Below are 16890 nucleotides of genomic sequence, written 5' to 3'. Positions count from 1 at the left end.
AAGGAGTGTATGGAACCTTGAAGAAAGCCTATCTCCTGCTGGCTGACGGCACGCTGTTTGAAGGCGTAAGCGTCGGTGCAGAGGGCGCATCTATTGCGGAAATCGTGTTCAATACCGGCATGGCGGGCTATCAGGAAGTGCTGACCGACCCGTCCTATTACGGACAGAGCGTCTGCATGACCTATCCGCTCATCGGCAACTATGGCCTGAATGCAGACGACTTTGAGTCGCGCAAGTGCTGGGTTTCCGGCTTTATCATGCGCGAAGCGTGCGATTATCCGTCCAACTGGCGCTGTGACCGTTCGCTGGATGCCTACCTGAAGAAGGAAGGCGTTGTCGGCCTGGCGGGGATTGATACCCGCCGCCTGACCCGTATTCTGCGCAACAGCGGTGTTATGAACGGAATCCTCTATTCCGAAGGCCATGAGCCGGACGAAGCGATGATCGAACAGATGAAGGCATATAAGGTGACCGGCGCAGTGAAGGCGGTCACCATCTGTGAGCCGGAGGTTTATCCGGCAACGACCGAGCAGAAGCATCGCGTTGCGCTGCTCGACTTCGGTGTGAAGCGCAACATCCAGCGCGAGCTGTGCGCACGCGGCTGTGAGGTCACTGTCATGCCGGCGTACACCGACCCGCAGACCATCCTGAACGGCGGTTATGACGGCGTGATGCTGTCCAACGGCCCCGGCGACCCGTCGGAAAATACCGAGATCATCGAAAACCTTAAGGTTCTGATCGGTTCGGGCATGCCGATTTTCGGCATCTGCCTCGGCCATCAGCTGCTGGCACTCGCCATCGGTGCGGAGACCAGAAAGATGAAGTTCGGTCACCGCGGCGTCAACCATCCGGTCAAGGATCTGGCCAAGGATCGCACCTATATTACCAGCCAGAACCACGGCTATGCGGTTGTGGGCGATACCGTCAACCCGGAAATTGCCCGCGTCAGCCATATCAACATCAACGACAATTCCTGTGAAGGCATTGAGCACATCAACGCCCCGATTTTCACCGTTCAGTATCATCCGGAAGTCAAGCCGGGCCCGCAGGACACTGCGTATCTGTTCGACCAGTTTGTTTCCCTCATGGATGAGAAGAAAGGAGGCGCTCAGTAATGCCGCTGCGCAACGATATTCATAAGGTAATGGTACTCGGCTCCGGCCCGATTGTCATCGGTCAGGCAGCAGAGTTTGACTATGCAGGCACGCAGGCCTGCCGCGCGCTGCGCGAAGAAGGTCTTGAGGTCATTCTGGTAAACTCCAACCCGGCGACCATCATGACGGACAAGGCGATGGCAGACAAGGTTTATATTGAGCCGATGACCATCCCGTGTGTACAGGAAATCATCAAGAAGGAGCGTCCGGACTCCATTCTGCCGACGCTGGGCGGCCAGACTGGTCTGAACATTGCGATGGAGCTGGTTGCCAACGGCTTCCTCGACGAGTATGGCGTCAAGCTGCTGGGTGCAAACCCGACCACCATCGACAAGGCGGAGGATCGCCAGCTGTTCAAGGACACGATGGAAAAGATCAACGAACCGATCATCGCGTCCAAGGTCGTGCACACGGTTGAAGATGCGGTTGCCTTCACCAAGGAAATCGGTCTGCCGGTCATCATCCGTCCGGCATATACGCTCGGCGGCACCGGCGGCGGTATCGCTTATACCTGGGACGAGCTGCGTGAGATTTCCGCTTCCGGCATCCTGTATTCCCGTGTCGATGAGATCCTCGTCGAGAAGTGCATCGCGGGCTGGAAGGAAATCGAATACGAAGTTATGCGTGACGGCAAGGGCAACGTCATCACGGTTTGTAATATGGAAAACATCGATCCGGTCGGCGTCCACACCGGCGACTCGGTCGTTGTCGCGCCGAGCCAGACGCTGTGCGATTATGAGTATCAGATGCTCCGTACCTCTGCGCTCAAGATCATCACGGAGCTGGGCATCGAGGGCGGCTGCAACGTCCAGTTTGCACTCAACCCGGATTCGTTTGAATATGCCGTCATCGAGGTAAACCCGCGTGTATCGCGTTCCTCTGCACTGGCATCCAAGGCGACCGGTTATCCGATTGCCAAGATTGCGGCCAAGATTGCGGTCGGCTATGGTCTGGATGAGCTGACCAATGCCGTCACCGGAAAGACGGCAGCCTGCTTCGAGCCGACGCTGGACTATTGCGTTGTCAAGTTCCCGCGCTGGCCGTTCGATAAGTTTGTCTATGCGGACAAGACCCTCGGTACGCAGATGAAGGCGACCGGTGAGGTCATGGCAATTTCCAACAGCTTTGAAGGCGCCATGATGAAGGCCGTCCGTTCGATTGAAATGAAGGTCGATTCGCTGTCCATGCCGCTGATTGCGAAGATGAGCGACGAGGATATTATCGCCAAGGTCAAGACCTGCGATTATGAGCGCCTGTTCTCCATCTGTGAGGCATTCCGCCGTGGTATCATGACCATCGATGAGGTGCATGAGATCACCAAGATCGACACCTGGTTCCTGCACGGCTTTATGCGCATTATTGACATGGAACATGCGCTGGAGCAGGCGGAAGAAATTACGCCGGAGCTGTATCTCTCGGCAAAGAAATTTGGCTTTACCGACAAGGTCATTGAGCGCCTGTCCGGTAAGTCGGTTGAGAAGGTCACCCGCATGCCGGTCTACAAGACGGTTGACACCTGTGCGGCAGAATTCGAGGCGGAAACCCCGTATTATTATTCCACCTACGATGAGGAGAGCGAAGTTAAGCCGTCCGACGGCAGAAAGAAGATTCTGGTACTCGGTTCCGGCCCGATCCGCATCGGTCAGGGCATCGAATTCGACTATTGTTCCGTTCATTCGGTTTGGGCACTCCAGCAGCTTGGCTGTGAGACTGTCATCATCAACAACAACCCGGAGACCGTTTCCACCGACTTCGATACGGCAGACCGCCTGTATTTCGAGCCGCTGACGCCGGAGGATGTCACGGGAGTTGTCAATGCCGAGAAGCCGGATGCGGCAATCGTTCAGTTTGGCGGTCAGACTGCCATCAATCTGGCAGAGCATCTGGAAAAGCTCGGTGTGCCGATTCTGGGCACCCCGGCATGGAGCATTGACGCCGCGGAGGACCGCGAGAAGTTCGATGTTATCCTGAACAAGACCGGCATTCCGCGCGCCAAGGGTGACACGGTATTTACGGAGGAAGAGGCAGTCGAGGTTGCAGATCGTCTGGGTTATCCGGTACTCGTCCGCCCGTCCTATGTCCTCGGTGGCCAGGGCATGGAAATTGCCTACAAGGAAGAGGATATCCGCGAATACATGCAGGTTATCACCCGCACCAAGATCGAGAACCCGGTTCTGGTCGACAAGTACCTGATGGGTCGTGAAATCGAAGTCGACGCCATCTGTGACGGCGAGGATATCCTGATTCCGGGTATCATGGAGCACATGGAGCGCGCCGGCATCCATTCGGGTGACTCCATCTCTGTATATCCGTCCATCACGATTGAGGATAAGCACAAGAAAACCATCATTGATTACACCAAGAAGCTGTCCAAGGAGCTGGCAGTTCTCGGTCTGGTCAATATCCAGTTCGTTCTGTACAACGATGAGGTCTATGTCATCGAAGTCAACCCGCGTTCGTCCCGTACCATCCCGTATATCTCCAAGATTACGGGCGTGCCGATGGTTGATCTGGCAACCCGCTGCATGTTTGGCGAGAAGCTGCGCGACATGGGCTATGGCACCGGACTGTATCCGGAGTGCGAGCATTATGCGGTCAAGGTTCCGGTCTTCTCGTTCCAGAAGCTGCGTGACCTCGATACCCAGCTCGGACCGGAAATGAAATCGACCGGCGAGGTTCTGGGTGTATCCACCTCGTTCCGTGAGGCTCTGCTCAAGGGCATGATGGGCGCAGGCTATGAGATGAAGAAGAAGGGCAAGGTTCTGATTTCCGTCCGCGATGCGGATAAGCAGGAAATCGTGACGGTTGCCGAGCGCTTTGCCGAGCTGGGCTTTGAGCTGTATGCGACCAGCGGCACGGCAAACGTTCTCAACCGCCACATGGTTGCGACCAACTCTGTCCGCAACGTCGATGAGCCGTCCCCGAATATGATTGACCTGATTGAATCGGGTGATATTGACTATGTCATTACCACTTCTGTCAAGGGTCGTCATCCGGAGCTTGGTGCGGTCAAGATCCGTCGCTCCACGGTTGAGCATGCAATCCCGTGCCTGACGGCGATTGATACCGCAAACGCGCTGCTGCGCTGCCTGGAAGGCGATACGCGCATTGAGTCGTGCGAGCTGGTTGATATCAACACGGTACACCTTCAGTAATTCAGATAAAAATACAAATGACGTTCCCAAACGGCGAGAGCCGGGCGGGAGCGTCATTTTTTTTGCGGCAATTTAGGGCGAGTGGGGATCGAGTGGGCGGTGTGCAGGCCGAGCGCAAAGATTCTTTCAAGGACATGTTGCAGCCGGAAATCCCATGTGCAGGGGATTGCATCAAGGGTGAGCTGGAAGACGGTTCCCAACTGGTTTTGCAGAGCCTGAAAATGCGTTTGTGCTGTTTGCATGCGCTGGTAATAGGCGTTGTGCGCGTCTGTCTTTGGATCGGAACAGAACGGAATGACAGCGGCATTCTCGAAAAAATAGTCTGATGCTTGTTCTTCCGGCGTTTGGGTCATTCCGACGAGGACGCCGCGGACAAAGCCAAAGCGCAATGCATAGCGCAGGTTTTCCAGGCATAGCTGTTCCGCTTCTGCAAGCATCTTCCGTTGCTGCCGGGTCAGAACGGCAGACAAAGCAGCTGTGGCAATCTGGTACTCGGCTTCGCAGTCCGTGCAGTCGGCGAGGATGGCTCGCAGGAGGTCATTGGTAAGAGATTGCTCTGACCACATAGGCGACTCGTTTTTCTGTGTCATAGTATCATTCCTTTTTATACAACAAACGATATGGCTAAATAATGGCCATATTATATGACTATTATAACAGCCATAATAATCAGTGTAAAGGGAAGCCGGACAAATATTGTCGAGATACTTGATATGTGGCAATAAATGGCATCCTTTTGAATACCGTATGGGAAGGAAGGGCTGCACGGTCATGATTCGATACCGTCCGTTGTGGAAAACGATGGCTGAACAGAAAGCGACTACATACACGCTGCGCGTCAAATATGGGATGAGCCATGCAACAGTGCAGCGATTGCAGGCAGATATGCCGGTATCTACTCATACACTCAATAAGCTGTGTAAAATTCTTAATTGCCGTCTGGAGGATGTTGCGGAATATATTCCGGACGAAGAAGATACTGAAAACGATTAAAAGGACTGCCAACGGCAGCCCTTTTTGCATGTCTGAAAAGATTATTTCTCGCCGTCCAGCTCCCAGCCGCGCAGCGGATAGCGCTGGATTGCACCAAAAATGCGCTGGCGCACACCGTGGTTTTCGCGCTCCAGGGAACGGAGCAGCTGCTTGATTTCCTCGCGCTTGGTGTTGCCGTCCGCCGGGCACGGATTGTGTACCACCGGCAGCTCCAGACGGCGTACCAGAGATTTGATGTATGATTCCGGCGCATAGATCATTGGACGAATGACGGTGATATCCTTGCGGTCGAGATAGGTCTGCGGCAGGAAACAGTTGATGCGTCCCTCATACAGCAGTGACATCATCAGCGTTTCAATGACATCATCATAATGGTGTCCCAGCGCGACCTTGTTGCAGCCGTTCTGTTTGGCGGTGTCGTTGAGCGCGCCGCGCCGCATTTTTGCACACAGCGAACATGGATTTTCTTCCTTGCGGATATCAAAGACAATGGTTTTGATGTCCGTCGGACGGATGATGTATTCTACCTCCAGCTGTTCGCACAGGCGCGCAATCGGGGAAAAATCCATCTCTTCATAGCCCATGTCCAGTGTAATGGCCTTGAGCGTAAAATGATTTGGATAAAACCGGCGCAGGTTGGCAAGCACTGCGAGCAGGGCAAGCGAATCCTTGCCGCCGGATACACCGACCGCAATCGTATCGCCTTCGTTTATCATATGATACTGATCCACCGCACGGCGGACATAAGACAGCATTTTCTGCATGATGAGCCTCCAGATCAATTGTGTCAGTTCTGATTCAGCTTATTATACCGCAGAGGTAGGAATATTGTACAGAGAAAAATTTTAATTTAGGTTTTGAGAATACGAGAGAATACAAGAGAATACAAGAGAAAACAAGAGTTTATTCCGGGGAAAATTAAAATCAGCAAAAAACGTGTTGACTTTGCAAAAAAGATATGGTATAACATTAAAGCACCCGCAAAGTGCAGAAAAAAGTTGCACAGACGGGAAATTGACTTCGTGAATGAAACATTCAGATAAAAATTATAATCGGAGGTTAGATCATGTCCACTTTCATGGCTAAGGCTGAAAATATCGACCGCAAGTGGTATATCGTCGACGCAGCAGACAAGCCGCTCGGCCGTACCGCAGCAACCGTAGCAGCTCTCCTTCGCGGCAAGCATAAGGTAGAGTTCACCCCTAACGTAGATACCGGCGATTTCGTTATCGTCATCAACGCTTCCAAGGCTGTCCTGACTGGCAACAAGCTGGAGCAGAAGTACTATCGCAGACATTCCGGCTGGATTGGCGGCCTGAAGGAGACCCAGTACAAGACCCTCATGGCTGAGCGTCCGGAGCTGGCTGTGGAGCTGGCTGTCAAGGGTATGCTCCCGAAGAATTCCATTGGCCGTAAGGCTGCTACCCGCCTGAAGGTTTATGCAGGCAGCGAGCACAACAACGCAGCACAGCAGCCGATCGTTTGGGCTGACAAGTAATTCTTACAAGGAGGAAATTTGAGTCATGTATACCCCTAAGAAAGCATATTTCTACGGCACCGGCAGAAGAAAGTCCTCTGTTGCAAGAGTTCGTCTTTTCCCGGGCGGCACCGGTGAGATCACCATCAACAACCGTACCCTCGACAACTACTTCGGTCTCGATACCCTGAAGCTGATCGTTCGTCAGCCGCTGGAGGCTACCAAGACCGGCGATAAGTTCGATATCGTCTGCACCGTAACCGGCGGCGGCTTCACCGGCCAGGCTGGTGCAATCCGTCACGGCATTTCCCGTGCACTGCTCCAGGCTAACGCTGAGGAGTATCGTCCGGTTCTGAAGGCTGCTGGCTTCCTGACCCGTGACCCGAGAATGAAGGAAAGAAAGAAATACGGCCTGAAGGCTGCCCGTCGCGCACCGCAGTTCTCCAAGAGATAATCTGCCGATTCTTTCAGCACAATTTTGTGCGTCTCAGAACGTCAAAATGCAGTTTTTATGCGATCTTTGGCGTCCTAAAATGTTGAGAGCTTTGGAACTGCATTTGCGACAGGCGACAAGCATGTGACAGAGAAGCAGCAAAGCTTTCGGACAAATTTAAAATATTGCAAGGGATGTTTCCGGTAAAAACGGAAGCATCCCTTGTTTTTTATTCTCAGATTGTATGGATGGCATAGCTGCCCAGTATTCAGCAAAATCACATGAAACCGCCTATCACGTTTGCGGCAATTTGTGGAACATGTCTGAAATATGAATAATATAAGAGATATAAATTCATTTTATATCGATGGCAGTCCAGACGTGTCAAATTTCTGTCAGTGTATTACGATGGACAAAAGTGCGAAAACTGTTGAAAAATACGGCTTGTGATGATATTATCAGATCGTCAAGTACAGAAGATGCTTTTGGAAAGAAAAAAGGCTTCGGACGCTGGACAACCCGGGAAATGAAAGATTGATAACTAATTCCGTCAAATAAGAAAGGAAGATTTCCATGGCAGAGAATAAAGACTTCAAGTTTGTTGACCATTATGAATTCGATGAAGAACTCCTGAAGAAGGCTTTTGCAGAAGCAAGAGCGATTTATAAGGAGCGCGGCTTCATGAGAAAGATGGGCTTCGGCAAGGCGCCGGCAATCACAACCGTTGATATGGCAAAGGCTTGGATGAGTGAAGGCCATCCGTTCACCTGCGATCATTCCGAAGAGGTTTGTGCAGAAGCGCTGAAGGTACTGGAAGCTGCAAGAAAATCCGGTGTGCCGATCTTCCACACAACCACCGGTTTCCTCGGTGAACAGCAGATGGATCTGGGCCGCTGGGATGAAAAGATTCCGCTGAGCACGCTGGATATCAACAGCGACTGGATGGAAATCGACCCGAAGCTGAAGCCGCGTCCGGAAGAGCCGGTTATTCACAAGAAGTATGCATCTAACTTCTTCGGCACGTATCTGGCACAGACGCTGAATTATCTTGGCGTCGATACCCTGATTGTCATGGGTGCAACTGCATGTGCATGTGTACGTCATACAGTTATGGATTCTACCGGCTACGGCTTCAAGACTATCGTTCCGGAAGGCACCGTCGGTGACCGTGTACCGGGCGTTGTCGAGTGGAACCTGTTCGATATGGAAGCAAAGTTCTGTGATGTCGTTCCGGTCGACGAGGTTGTCAAGTACCTCGAAGGCATTGATCCCTCTGTTTACACCAAGCATGAGAGAAAGTTCGATAAGTAAGACGGAGCACGGGTTTACATAACCAATCAATATATCAAAAACATAAACGTACGGACAAAGGTGTCAGGCATAGTTGAGGCGCCAGTGTCCGTACGTTTTTCATTTTTATATTCATATAAGGAGTGATCTGACATGAAGCGAATGGGCGTCGATGTTGGCGGTACATTTACGGATTTTATCTATGTAGACGACAACGGCAAAATTGACGTATATAAGACCTCCACTACGCCGCATGACCCTTCTATCGGTATGATGGAAGGCATCAATGCCATTTGTGACAAGCTGAACATCAAGCATGAGGAAATTGATGAAATTTTCCATGGCACGACCATTGCCACCAATATGGTTCTGGAGCATAAGGGTGCCAGAGCCGGCATGATTACCACAAAGGGATATCGCGATATCATTCATATTGCGCGCCACAAGCGCCCGACCAACTTCTCTATTGTTGAGGATATTCCGTGGCAGAAGTATCCGGTATGCCAGAGACGTGACCGCTATGGCGTTTCGGAACGCGTTGTGGCTCCGGACGGCGCAGAGCTGATCCCGCTGGATGAGGAAGAAGTGCGTCAGGCAGTCCGCAAGATGAAGGCGGACAAGGTGGAGGCCATTGCGGTATGCTTCCTGTTTTCCTTCCTGAATCCGGCACATGAGCAGCGCGTCAAGGAAATCATCAAGGAGGAATATCCGGAGGTATATATCTCCCTCAGCTCGGAGGTTCTTCCGCAGTTCCGTGAATATGAACGCTTTACAACCACGGGTCTGAATGCATACATCGGACCGACCACTGCAAAGTATATCAAGCAGTTGCAGCAGACGCTGAAGGAACAGGGATATCGTGCGAAGGTTCATCTGATGCAGTCGTTCGGCGGCGTAGCTTCCGCTGAATCTGCGCAGGAAAAGCCGGTTAACCTGCTGCTTTCCGGCCCGGTCGGCGGCGTTTTGGGTGCAATCTGGACGACCAAGCTGACCAAGATCAACAATGTCATCACGCTGGATATCGGCGGTACCTCGGCGGATATTTCCGTCCTTGCTGATCTGAACCCGAGCATGAAGCATCTGCTGGACACCAAGGTTGGCGGCTATGCGGCCATGGTTCCGATGATTGATGTCGGTACGATCGGCGCAGGCGGCGGTTCCATTGCCTATATCGATGAAGGCGGCTTCTTCCGCGTCGGCCCGCAGAGTGCAGGCGCTGTCCCGGGTCCGGCATGCTATGACCGCGGCGGCATCGAACCGGCAGTTTCCGATGCAAACATCATCCTTGGCAGACTGGGCACCAAGCTGCTCGGCGGCCGTATGGATATCAAGCCGGAGCTTGCAGAAAAGGCAATTATGGAGCGCATCGGCAAACCGCTGGGCAAGGATCTGTATGAAGCAGCGCTCGGCATCATCGATATCATGAACAACAACATGATTCAGGAAATCGAGAAGGAAAGCGTCAGACGAGGCTTTGACCCGCGTGAATTCGCGTTGTTTGCCTGCGGCGGCGCCGGTTCCCTGCATGCTTGCAGCGTCGCACGTGAGCTGGGCATGAAGAACGTCATTGTCCCGCTGAATCCGGGCGCACTGTGCGCCGTCGGCCTGGTCAACACCGACCTGATGTATGACTACTCCAAGACCGAAATGCAGCTGTCCACGAATGTCAATCTGGATATCCTGGACAAGGACTATGCGATGCTGGAAAAGGAAGCGCATGACCGTCTGGTTGAGGACAATATGGCGGAAGAGGATATTGTGATCCAGCGCGTTGCCGACTGCCGCTATGAAGGCCAGGGCTATGAGATGCGTGTCCCGGTCATCGGCGGAAAGGTTACGATGGAGACCATCGAAAAGATGAAGGAATCCTTCCACACCGTACATAAGAGACAGTTTGGCCGTTCCTACCGCGATGTTGCAGTTGAAATTGTAAACATTCGTGTCATCGGCACCGGTAAAATTGAGGATCTCGAACCGATCAAGATTGGGAAGGGCAATGGTCATGTCGAGGATGCTGTCATCGGCGAGCGACAGGTTACCTTCAAGGTAAATGGCAAGCCGGCGCATATGATGACCAAGATCTATGACAGAAGCCTGTTCAAGGCGGGCGATGACATTCAGGGCCCGGCAATCATCAACCAGATGGATACTACCATTGTCATTGAACCGGATTGTGTCGGTCATGTCAATGATTACGGCATCATTGTCATCGATATCAACGATGCGGGCTCGGAAGACTAAGAGCAAGGAAAGGGACGATATTCATGAGTAAAATGATAGAGAGCTTAAATATCCCCAGAGTGGAAGTCGATCCGGTCACCCTTCAGGTGCTCGGCGGATCGTTTAAGATGATTGCTCAGGAAATGGGCATGGTTCTTTACAGAATGTCTTATTCCAGCATCATTCGTGAGTCCGAGGACATCGGCGCAGGCATCGTCGATACCATGGGACGTCAGCTCTGCGAAAGTGAGAGCACGCCGATGCATGTCGGCTCCATTGGCGGCAATGTCAAGGGCATTCTGACCAGATGGAATCTGGAGGATATCCATGAGGGCGATATTTTCATCCACAACCATCCGTACTACGGCACCTCGCATTCGCCGGACATCCACATTTGTCTGCCGATTTTCTATCATGGCAAGCTGATTAGCTTCTCCTGTGTACAGGCTCATCTGCTGGATAACGGTTCCCATACCGCAGGCATGGATGTCGATGCGCGTGATGTATACGCTGAGACCAGAATTTACTATGCACTGAAGCTGTATGAAAAGGGTCAGCGCAATGAGCAGCTGTGGCGCATGATTCTGGACAATGTCCGCACGCCGTCCATGAATGAAAATGACCTGAAGGCGATGATCGCTTCGGCACGCCACGGCATCAAGCGCTTCACGGAGCTGATCGACAAGTACAGCCTGGAGACTGTGTTCTCTGCAATTGAAGACTGGATGGATTATTCCGAACGCATGCTGCGAAGCGCAATCCGGAAGGTTCCGGACGGCACCTATTATGCAGAGGGCTGGCTGGATAACGACGGCAAGAATCTGGATAAGATGCTCAAGGTCTGCACCACGACCACCATCAAGGACGATACCATTACCATCGATCTGACCGGCAGCGCAGATGAAGTTTATACTGCTTTCAATGCTTCCTTTGAAGGCACGACAAAGACGTCGATCAACTATATCATGCATGCGCTGTTCCTGGATGATGATATTTATCATCAGTACATCCCGCAGAATGACGGCATGGCGCGCCCCGTTACGATTATTGCGCCGAAGGGCTGTATCTTTAACCCGAATTTCCCGCGTGCTTCGTTCTCCCGATTCAATCAGGCGAACCTGCTGGCAGACTGCGTCATGCGGTCGTTGGCAGATGTCATGCCGGACCGTGTTTCTGCCGGCACCAGCGCCCACATTCACTTTGTCAGCTACAATGGCTTTAATGCGAAGAAGGGCGAGTATTGGGTTTACCTGGAAGTCGATGAAGGCTCTTATGGCGGACGCTGTGGCAAGGATGCCATTGACTCCTGTGACGCACTGGTTGCGAACACCCGAAATGTCCCGATTGAAGAGATTGAATGGCATTATCCGCTGCGCGTAGAGCGATATGAACTGAATCCGGAAATTGTTGCACCGGGCAAGTGGAGAGGCGGACTGGGTATTATCCGCGAAACCAGATTCCTTCAGGAAGGTACGGTCACCTGTGAGGGCGACCGCCACAAGGAAGCACCGAAGGGCATTTTCGGCGGCGCAGACGGCAGCTCGGCCAGCATGACCAAAAATCCGTATTCCGAGCATCCGATCAGCCTGGAGTCCAAGTTGTCGGATGAGGAGTTCTCTGCGGGCGATGTTTTGCAGATCCGCACGCCCTGCGGCGGCGGTTACGGCAATCCGTTTGAACGCGATCCGCAGAAGGTTCTCGGCGATGTTCTGGATGACTTCACGACCATCGAAGACGCACGGGAATCCTATGGTGTTGTCATTGATCCGGAAACAATGACAGTTGATAAGGAGGCAACCGCTCAGCTTCGTGCCGGTTGATCTGTGCCTGGTCGCTGTATTTCATAATCCGGAAGGAGAATACAGGGATGAAGAAGATTGAAGTCATTATGAGACCGGAAAAGGTCGGAATTATGAAGGCTATTCTGAGCGAAATTGGCGCCACCGGCGCCATGTTCTCCAGTGTTCAGGGCTATGGCTCGGAACACAGCGAACAGTACATTTACAACGGGGAGCAGTTCTATGAGCAGCTCTTTTCCAAGACCAAGGTTGAGGTTGTTGTGAAAGACGAACTGGTTGAACCGCTCATCAATCTGGTTGTAACCAGAATTTCCAGCGGCAAGATCGGTGACGGCCGTATCTTTGTTTACAACTTAGAGGAGGCTGTAAGAGTTCGAACCGGAGAAAGAGGGGAATCCTCTCTCTGATATAATGTAATGTTCATGTACAGCGGCCGGGCGGACACGATATCGGTTCGCAGGCTGGGCGACTGCATATACTCAACGGCGAGGCATTCTTTATGAATGCCCCGCCGTTCCAGCCTGTCGAAAAAGTCGCCGAAAGGCGGCTTTTTCTGTTATAATAAAGATAAGAGAGACAGGTGATAAAATGATAGTAAAAGGGAAGGAAAACAGAGAGGCAGTAGAGATTGTAAGTCTGGATATGTTAGTGCCCGAGGATCATCTACTGAGGAAAATAGATGCAGCAGTAGATTTCAAACAAATTTATGAATTTGTAGATGATTTGTACTGCAAGGACAACGGCAGGCCAAGTATCGATCCGGTAGTATTGTTTAAGATTGTAATGATACAGCACATATATGGGATACCATCGCTCCGGCGGACGCTGGAAGAAGTGAATATGAATGTTGCATACAGGTGGTTTATCGGTTATCCATTGAATGAGCAGGTGCCGCATTTTTCAACAGTAAGCTATAATTTTAAGCATCGTTTTACAACAGCAACTGTAGAATATATATTTCGGTGGATATTGAACACAGCAGCAAAGGAAGGATTTCTGGATACGAGTGCAATTTTTATCGATGGGACACATATCAAAGCAAGTGCAAACATGAAGAAAAAAGCACGAAAAGCTGTTCCAGTTGAAGCAAAACGATATGCAAAGGAGCTGCGGAAGAAATTAACAGAGATCGCGAAGAACACGACAAAAAGCCATTCAACGATGATGACGATTCAACACCGCCAAAGGAGAAAGAAATAACAGTTTCGACAACGGATCCGGATGCCGGCGTATTCCATAAAGGTGAACACAAGAAGTGTTTTGCCTACGAAGCGCATACAGCCTGTGACAAGCATAATTTTATTCTCGACGTAGAAGTAACAGCAGGAAATGTACATGACAGTGTAGCATTTGACCCGTTATATGACCAGCTTTGCGAACATTACCCAGAACATAAAACGATAGTAGCAGACAGCGCCTACAAAACTCCTTCGATTTGTAAACGTATTTTTGAGAGTGGAAGAGTATTATCTACAGCATATAAACGTCCAATGACAAAGAAAGGCGGTCATGAATGGTGGAAATATGTTTATGATGAGTATTATGATTGTGTAATCTGTCCGGAGTATAAAACACTTCATTATGCAACAACGAACAAAGATGGATATCGTGAATATAAGAGCAGGTCATACGTCTGCGAACATTGTCCGACCAGAGAGCTGTGTACATCGAGTGCAAAGTTTGAAAAGACTGTCACCAGACACGTATGGGCTGATTATGTAGAGTTGGCAGAAGACGCACGTCATATGACTGAATATCGTGACTTATATAAACTCCGACAACAAAAGATTGAACGTGTATTTGCAGATGCCAAAGAAAAGCATGGTATGCGCTATACACAATATCGAGGCTTGGCTCAAGTTACCAACTGGGTGAAGCTTAAATTTGCTGCCATGAATCTGAAAAAGCTGGCTATGTGGAAGTGGAAGATCCATTTCCCTATTCCAGTTTTCCGGCTTTTTCCCTATATGTGCCAAAATCTGGCTCTCGCTTAATGCGCAGCCGGGTTCTTCGACAGGCTCCAACGGCGAGGCATTCTTTATGAATGCCCCGCCGTTCTCTTTTCTTTTGCTGTATGAATGAAAAAAGGATGTGATCTCTGTGAAAGATAATTTAGACGGCAGATCCCGCAACAGCAATACGCTGATTTCAGAGGATATACTGCCGATTACTTCAAAGCGGCGTTCTCTGGGCGGTCTTGGATTTGCAAATATCTGGATCGGCATGGCAATTGTCATTTCTGTATTCAGCTTCGGTGCCAGCGGCATCGAAGGCATGAGCATTTTTGGTGTTGCCAGTGCAACGCTCGTTGCCAATATCATCATTGCCATCGTCGGCAGCCTGACCGGTGACATCGGCGTGGAGCACGGCCTGTCCTTTGCAACTTATCTGCGCGCGCCGTTTGGCATTGTCGGCGTGCATTTTCCGGCTGTAGCGCGCGGCATTGTCGCATCGTGCTGGTTCGGCATCAATACCTATATCGGCTCTACTGCCATCAACTACTTCACCATTGCCCTGTTCGGCATTGACAACTGGTTTATGTGGTTCCTGATTTTCGCAGCAGTGCAGATTGTCAATACCATGCTGGGCATCAAGGCAATCGATAAGTTCGCTTCGTTTGCTGCGCCGTGCATTATCCTGATTACCTGCTGGATGTTCTATAAGGTCAATAACATTGCGGCGATCAACAATATATCTATTCTGGGATATGTCCCGTCACAGCCCACGGCAAACTGCTGGTTGATTACCATGTGTGCAAATACCGGCATGTGGGCAGCGCTCGCGGCGGATATTCCCAACATGACCCGCAGCCTGAAAGCGCCTGTCAATGAAAAGAACTGGTTTAAGCGGAATCGCAACAACTGGATTCCTCAGTTTGCAACGCTGCCGATTATTGAAACCTTCATCGCAGTGATCGGCGCAATTTCGTATCTGACGACCGGAAACTGGAACCCGGTAGAGGTCATTCAGGCGCAGGCGAAGGGTGTCACACTTCTTGTCCTGCTGGTTATGGTTATTCTGGCACAGTGGTCGACCAATACTGCCGCCAATCTGGTTCCACCGGCGATGTGCTTTACCAATGCTTTCGCAAAATGGAATCTTCCGTATAAAATTGCTGTTTTGATTGCGGGACTGATCGGTGTATGCGTCATGCCGTGGAAGATTCTCGATCAGCTGTATACCTATCTCGGCTATTTTGGATCATTCCTGTCCGCACTGGCAGGCATTATGATCTGCGACTATTATATTATTCGGAAGCGCAGGCTGAATGTACAGGATCTGTATAAGCGGGACGGTCAGTACCGGTATCATGGCGGATTTAACGTCTGCGGTATCGTTGCCTGGATTCTCGGCACAGTTGCAGCAAATGTCGGCTCGGACTATGGCTATCTGTTTGGACTGCCGACCGGATTTGTCGTCTATCTGGTTCTGATGAAGACATGGTATCTCAAAAAGTTCCCGCAGGCAGAGGTTGAATCGGGCTATTCCGATGAATATCTCGGCATCTCCGTTGGAAATGATTGGGTTATTCCGGGCTATGAGAGTGTCGCCGGTGTCGCAGACGAAACAGGCTCTCTTGTATCCGATATCGATGTCAGCAGGTATACCGGCGGCAAAGAATATGAAGCGGAAACCGGCCACAAGCTCATCATTACCTTTGGCAGACAGTATGGCAGCCGCGGCAAGGAACTGGCTGGTATTCTGGCAAAGAAGCTGGATCTGCCAATTTATGATGAGGATATGATTAAGCTGGCTTCCAGAGAGCTTGATATGGATGAAGAAGATATCAAGAAGATGGATGAAGTTCCGCGCAACGAGCTGGTTCATGCGCTGACCGCCGGCGGCATGTATGCGGCGAGGGAATATGAGTCCGCAACAAGCGATAAAATGTTTGCGATCCAGTCGCAGATTATTCTGGATCTCGCAAAGAAATCCTCCTGCATCATCGTCGGACGCTGCTCCAATTATGTGTTGGACAACGCAAAGATTCCAACCATCGATGTATTTGTCGTTGCAGAACTGGAGGACAGAATCCGGCATATTGCAGAACGTGACCATGTCGATTATGAAAAGGCCAAGGCATATGTATTCAAAACCGAAAAGAAACGCCAGGCATATTTCAATTACTATACGACATATGAATGGGGCAATCCGCAGTATTATAACCTGTGCGTCAATACAAGCGGTGATATGAGCATGGATGAGCTGGCGGAGCATATTGCGGCATTTATTGTGAATAAGCCGAAGACAGCTGCAAAGCAGAATATTGCATAGCATAAAAAATATATCGCACATGCTGGGCGCGTTACAGAATACAGATTCCGTAGCGCGCCCAGATTTTCGATGTCTGCGGGGGGTGCGTTCTTCC

The 16890-nt window shown here is 51.0% G+C and carries 12 protein-coding genes and 1 pseudogene; 11 read left to right on the top strand and 2 right to left on the bottom strand.

Going from position 1 to position 16890, the window contains the following annotated elements:
* Positions 1 to 17: 17 nt before the first annotated feature.
* Positions 18 to 1115, top strand: coding sequence for a carbamoyl phosphate synthase small subunit (locus ACLM7Z_RS01240; RefSeq protein WP_273350214.1), 1098 nt, complete (start codon positions 18 to 20; stop codon positions 1113 to 1115).
* Complete coding sequence (gene carB / locus ACLM7Z_RS01235) at positions 1115 to 4309, top strand: carbamoyl-phosphate synthase large subunit (protein WP_087021167.1); 3195 nt, start codon at positions 1115 to 1117, stop codon at positions 4307 to 4309. The genes ACLM7Z_RS01240 and carB overlap by 1 nt, the downstream gene beginning before the upstream one ends.
* Positions 4310 to 4362: 53 nt before the next feature.
* On the opposite strand, the gene ACLM7Z_RS01230 is transcribed toward carB, so the two are convergent.
* Entirely contained in the window at positions 4363 to 4899 is a 537-nt protein-coding gene (locus ACLM7Z_RS01230) for a hypothetical protein (protein ID WP_435645479.1), read from the bottom strand.
* A 181-nt stretch (positions 4900 to 5080) separates the two neighbouring features.
* Here ACLM7Z_RS01230 and ACLM7Z_RS01225 point away from each other — a divergent pair, with 181 nt between their 5' ends.
* Entirely contained in the window at positions 5081 to 5302 is a 222-nt protein-coding gene (locus ACLM7Z_RS01225) for a helix-turn-helix domain-containing protein (protein WP_087021161.1), read from the top strand.
* 41 nt (positions 5303 to 5343) lie between these two features.
* On the opposite strand, the gene ACLM7Z_RS01220 is transcribed toward ACLM7Z_RS01225, so the two are convergent.
* A complete protein-coding gene (locus tag ACLM7Z_RS01220; protein WP_087021156.1) occupies positions 5344 to 6066 on the bottom strand; it encodes a tRNA 2-thiocytidine biosynthesis TtcA family protein in 723 nt (240 codons plus the stop codon).
* A gap of 302 nt (positions 6067 to 6368) precedes the next feature.
* On the opposite strand from ACLM7Z_RS01220, the gene rplM reads away from it, so the two are divergent.
* From rplM to ACLM7Z_RS01180, 8 genes and pseudogenes are all read left to right on the top strand, one after another.
* Positions 6369 to 6800: a 50S ribosomal protein L13 gene (gene rplM / locus ACLM7Z_RS01215; RefSeq protein ID WP_087021151.1), complete on the top strand. Its 432-nt coding sequence runs from the start codon at positions 6369 to 6371 to the stop codon at positions 6798 to 6800.
* A gap of 25 nt (positions 6801 to 6825) precedes the next feature.
* Complete coding sequence (rpsI, locus tag ACLM7Z_RS01210; RefSeq protein ID WP_087021148.1) at positions 6826 to 7233, top strand: 30S ribosomal protein S9; 408 nt, start codon at positions 6826 to 6828, stop codon at positions 7231 to 7233.
* A 552-nt stretch (positions 7234 to 7785) separates the two neighbouring features.
* Positions 7786 to 8523, top strand: a complete 738-nt coding sequence (locus ACLM7Z_RS01205; RefSeq protein ID WP_087021146.1) for an isochorismatase family protein — start codon at positions 7786 to 7788, stop codon at positions 8521 to 8523.
* A 132-nt stretch (positions 8524 to 8655) separates the two neighbouring features.
* Positions 8656 to 10743 (top strand): hydantoinase/oxoprolinase family protein, encoded by a 2088-nt coding sequence (locus ACLM7Z_RS01200; protein ID WP_087021143.1) that lies wholly within the window; start codon positions 8656 to 8658, stop codon positions 10741 to 10743.
* A 23-nt stretch (positions 10744 to 10766) separates the two neighbouring features.
* The gene (locus ACLM7Z_RS01195; RefSeq protein WP_087021140.1) at positions 10767 to 12542 is read left to right on the top strand and encodes a hydantoinase B/oxoprolinase family protein; all 1776 of its coding nucleotides are present in this window, start codon (positions 10767 to 10769) and stop codon (positions 12540 to 12542) included.
* A 47-nt stretch (positions 12543 to 12589) separates the two neighbouring features.
* Positions 12590 to 12928: a P-II family nitrogen regulator gene (locus ACLM7Z_RS01190; RefSeq protein ID WP_087021137.1), complete on the top strand. Its 339-nt coding sequence runs from the start codon at positions 12590 to 12592 to the stop codon at positions 12926 to 12928.
* A 181-nt stretch (positions 12929 to 13109) separates the two neighbouring features.
* Positions 13110 to 14515: pseudogene (locus tag ACLM7Z_RS01185) on the top strand (IS1182 family transposase).
* A 106-nt stretch (positions 14516 to 14621) separates the two neighbouring features.
* Complete coding sequence (locus ACLM7Z_RS01180) at positions 14622 to 16796, top strand: cytosine permease (protein ID WP_435645478.1); 2175 nt, start codon at positions 14622 to 14624, stop codon at positions 16794 to 16796.
* The last annotated feature ends 94 nt before the right edge of the window (positions 16797 to 16890 follow it).

Origin of the sequence: Butyricicoccus porcorum, from assembly GCF_051246315.1 — a bacterium.
In the GTDB taxonomy this organism is placed as follows: Bacteria; Bacillota; Clostridia; order Oscillospirales; family Butyricicoccaceae; genus Butyricicoccus_A; species Butyricicoccus_A porcorum.
The sequence above is the reverse complement of the archived record's forward strand: the minus strand, read 5'-3'. Positions and strand labels throughout refer to the sequence as shown.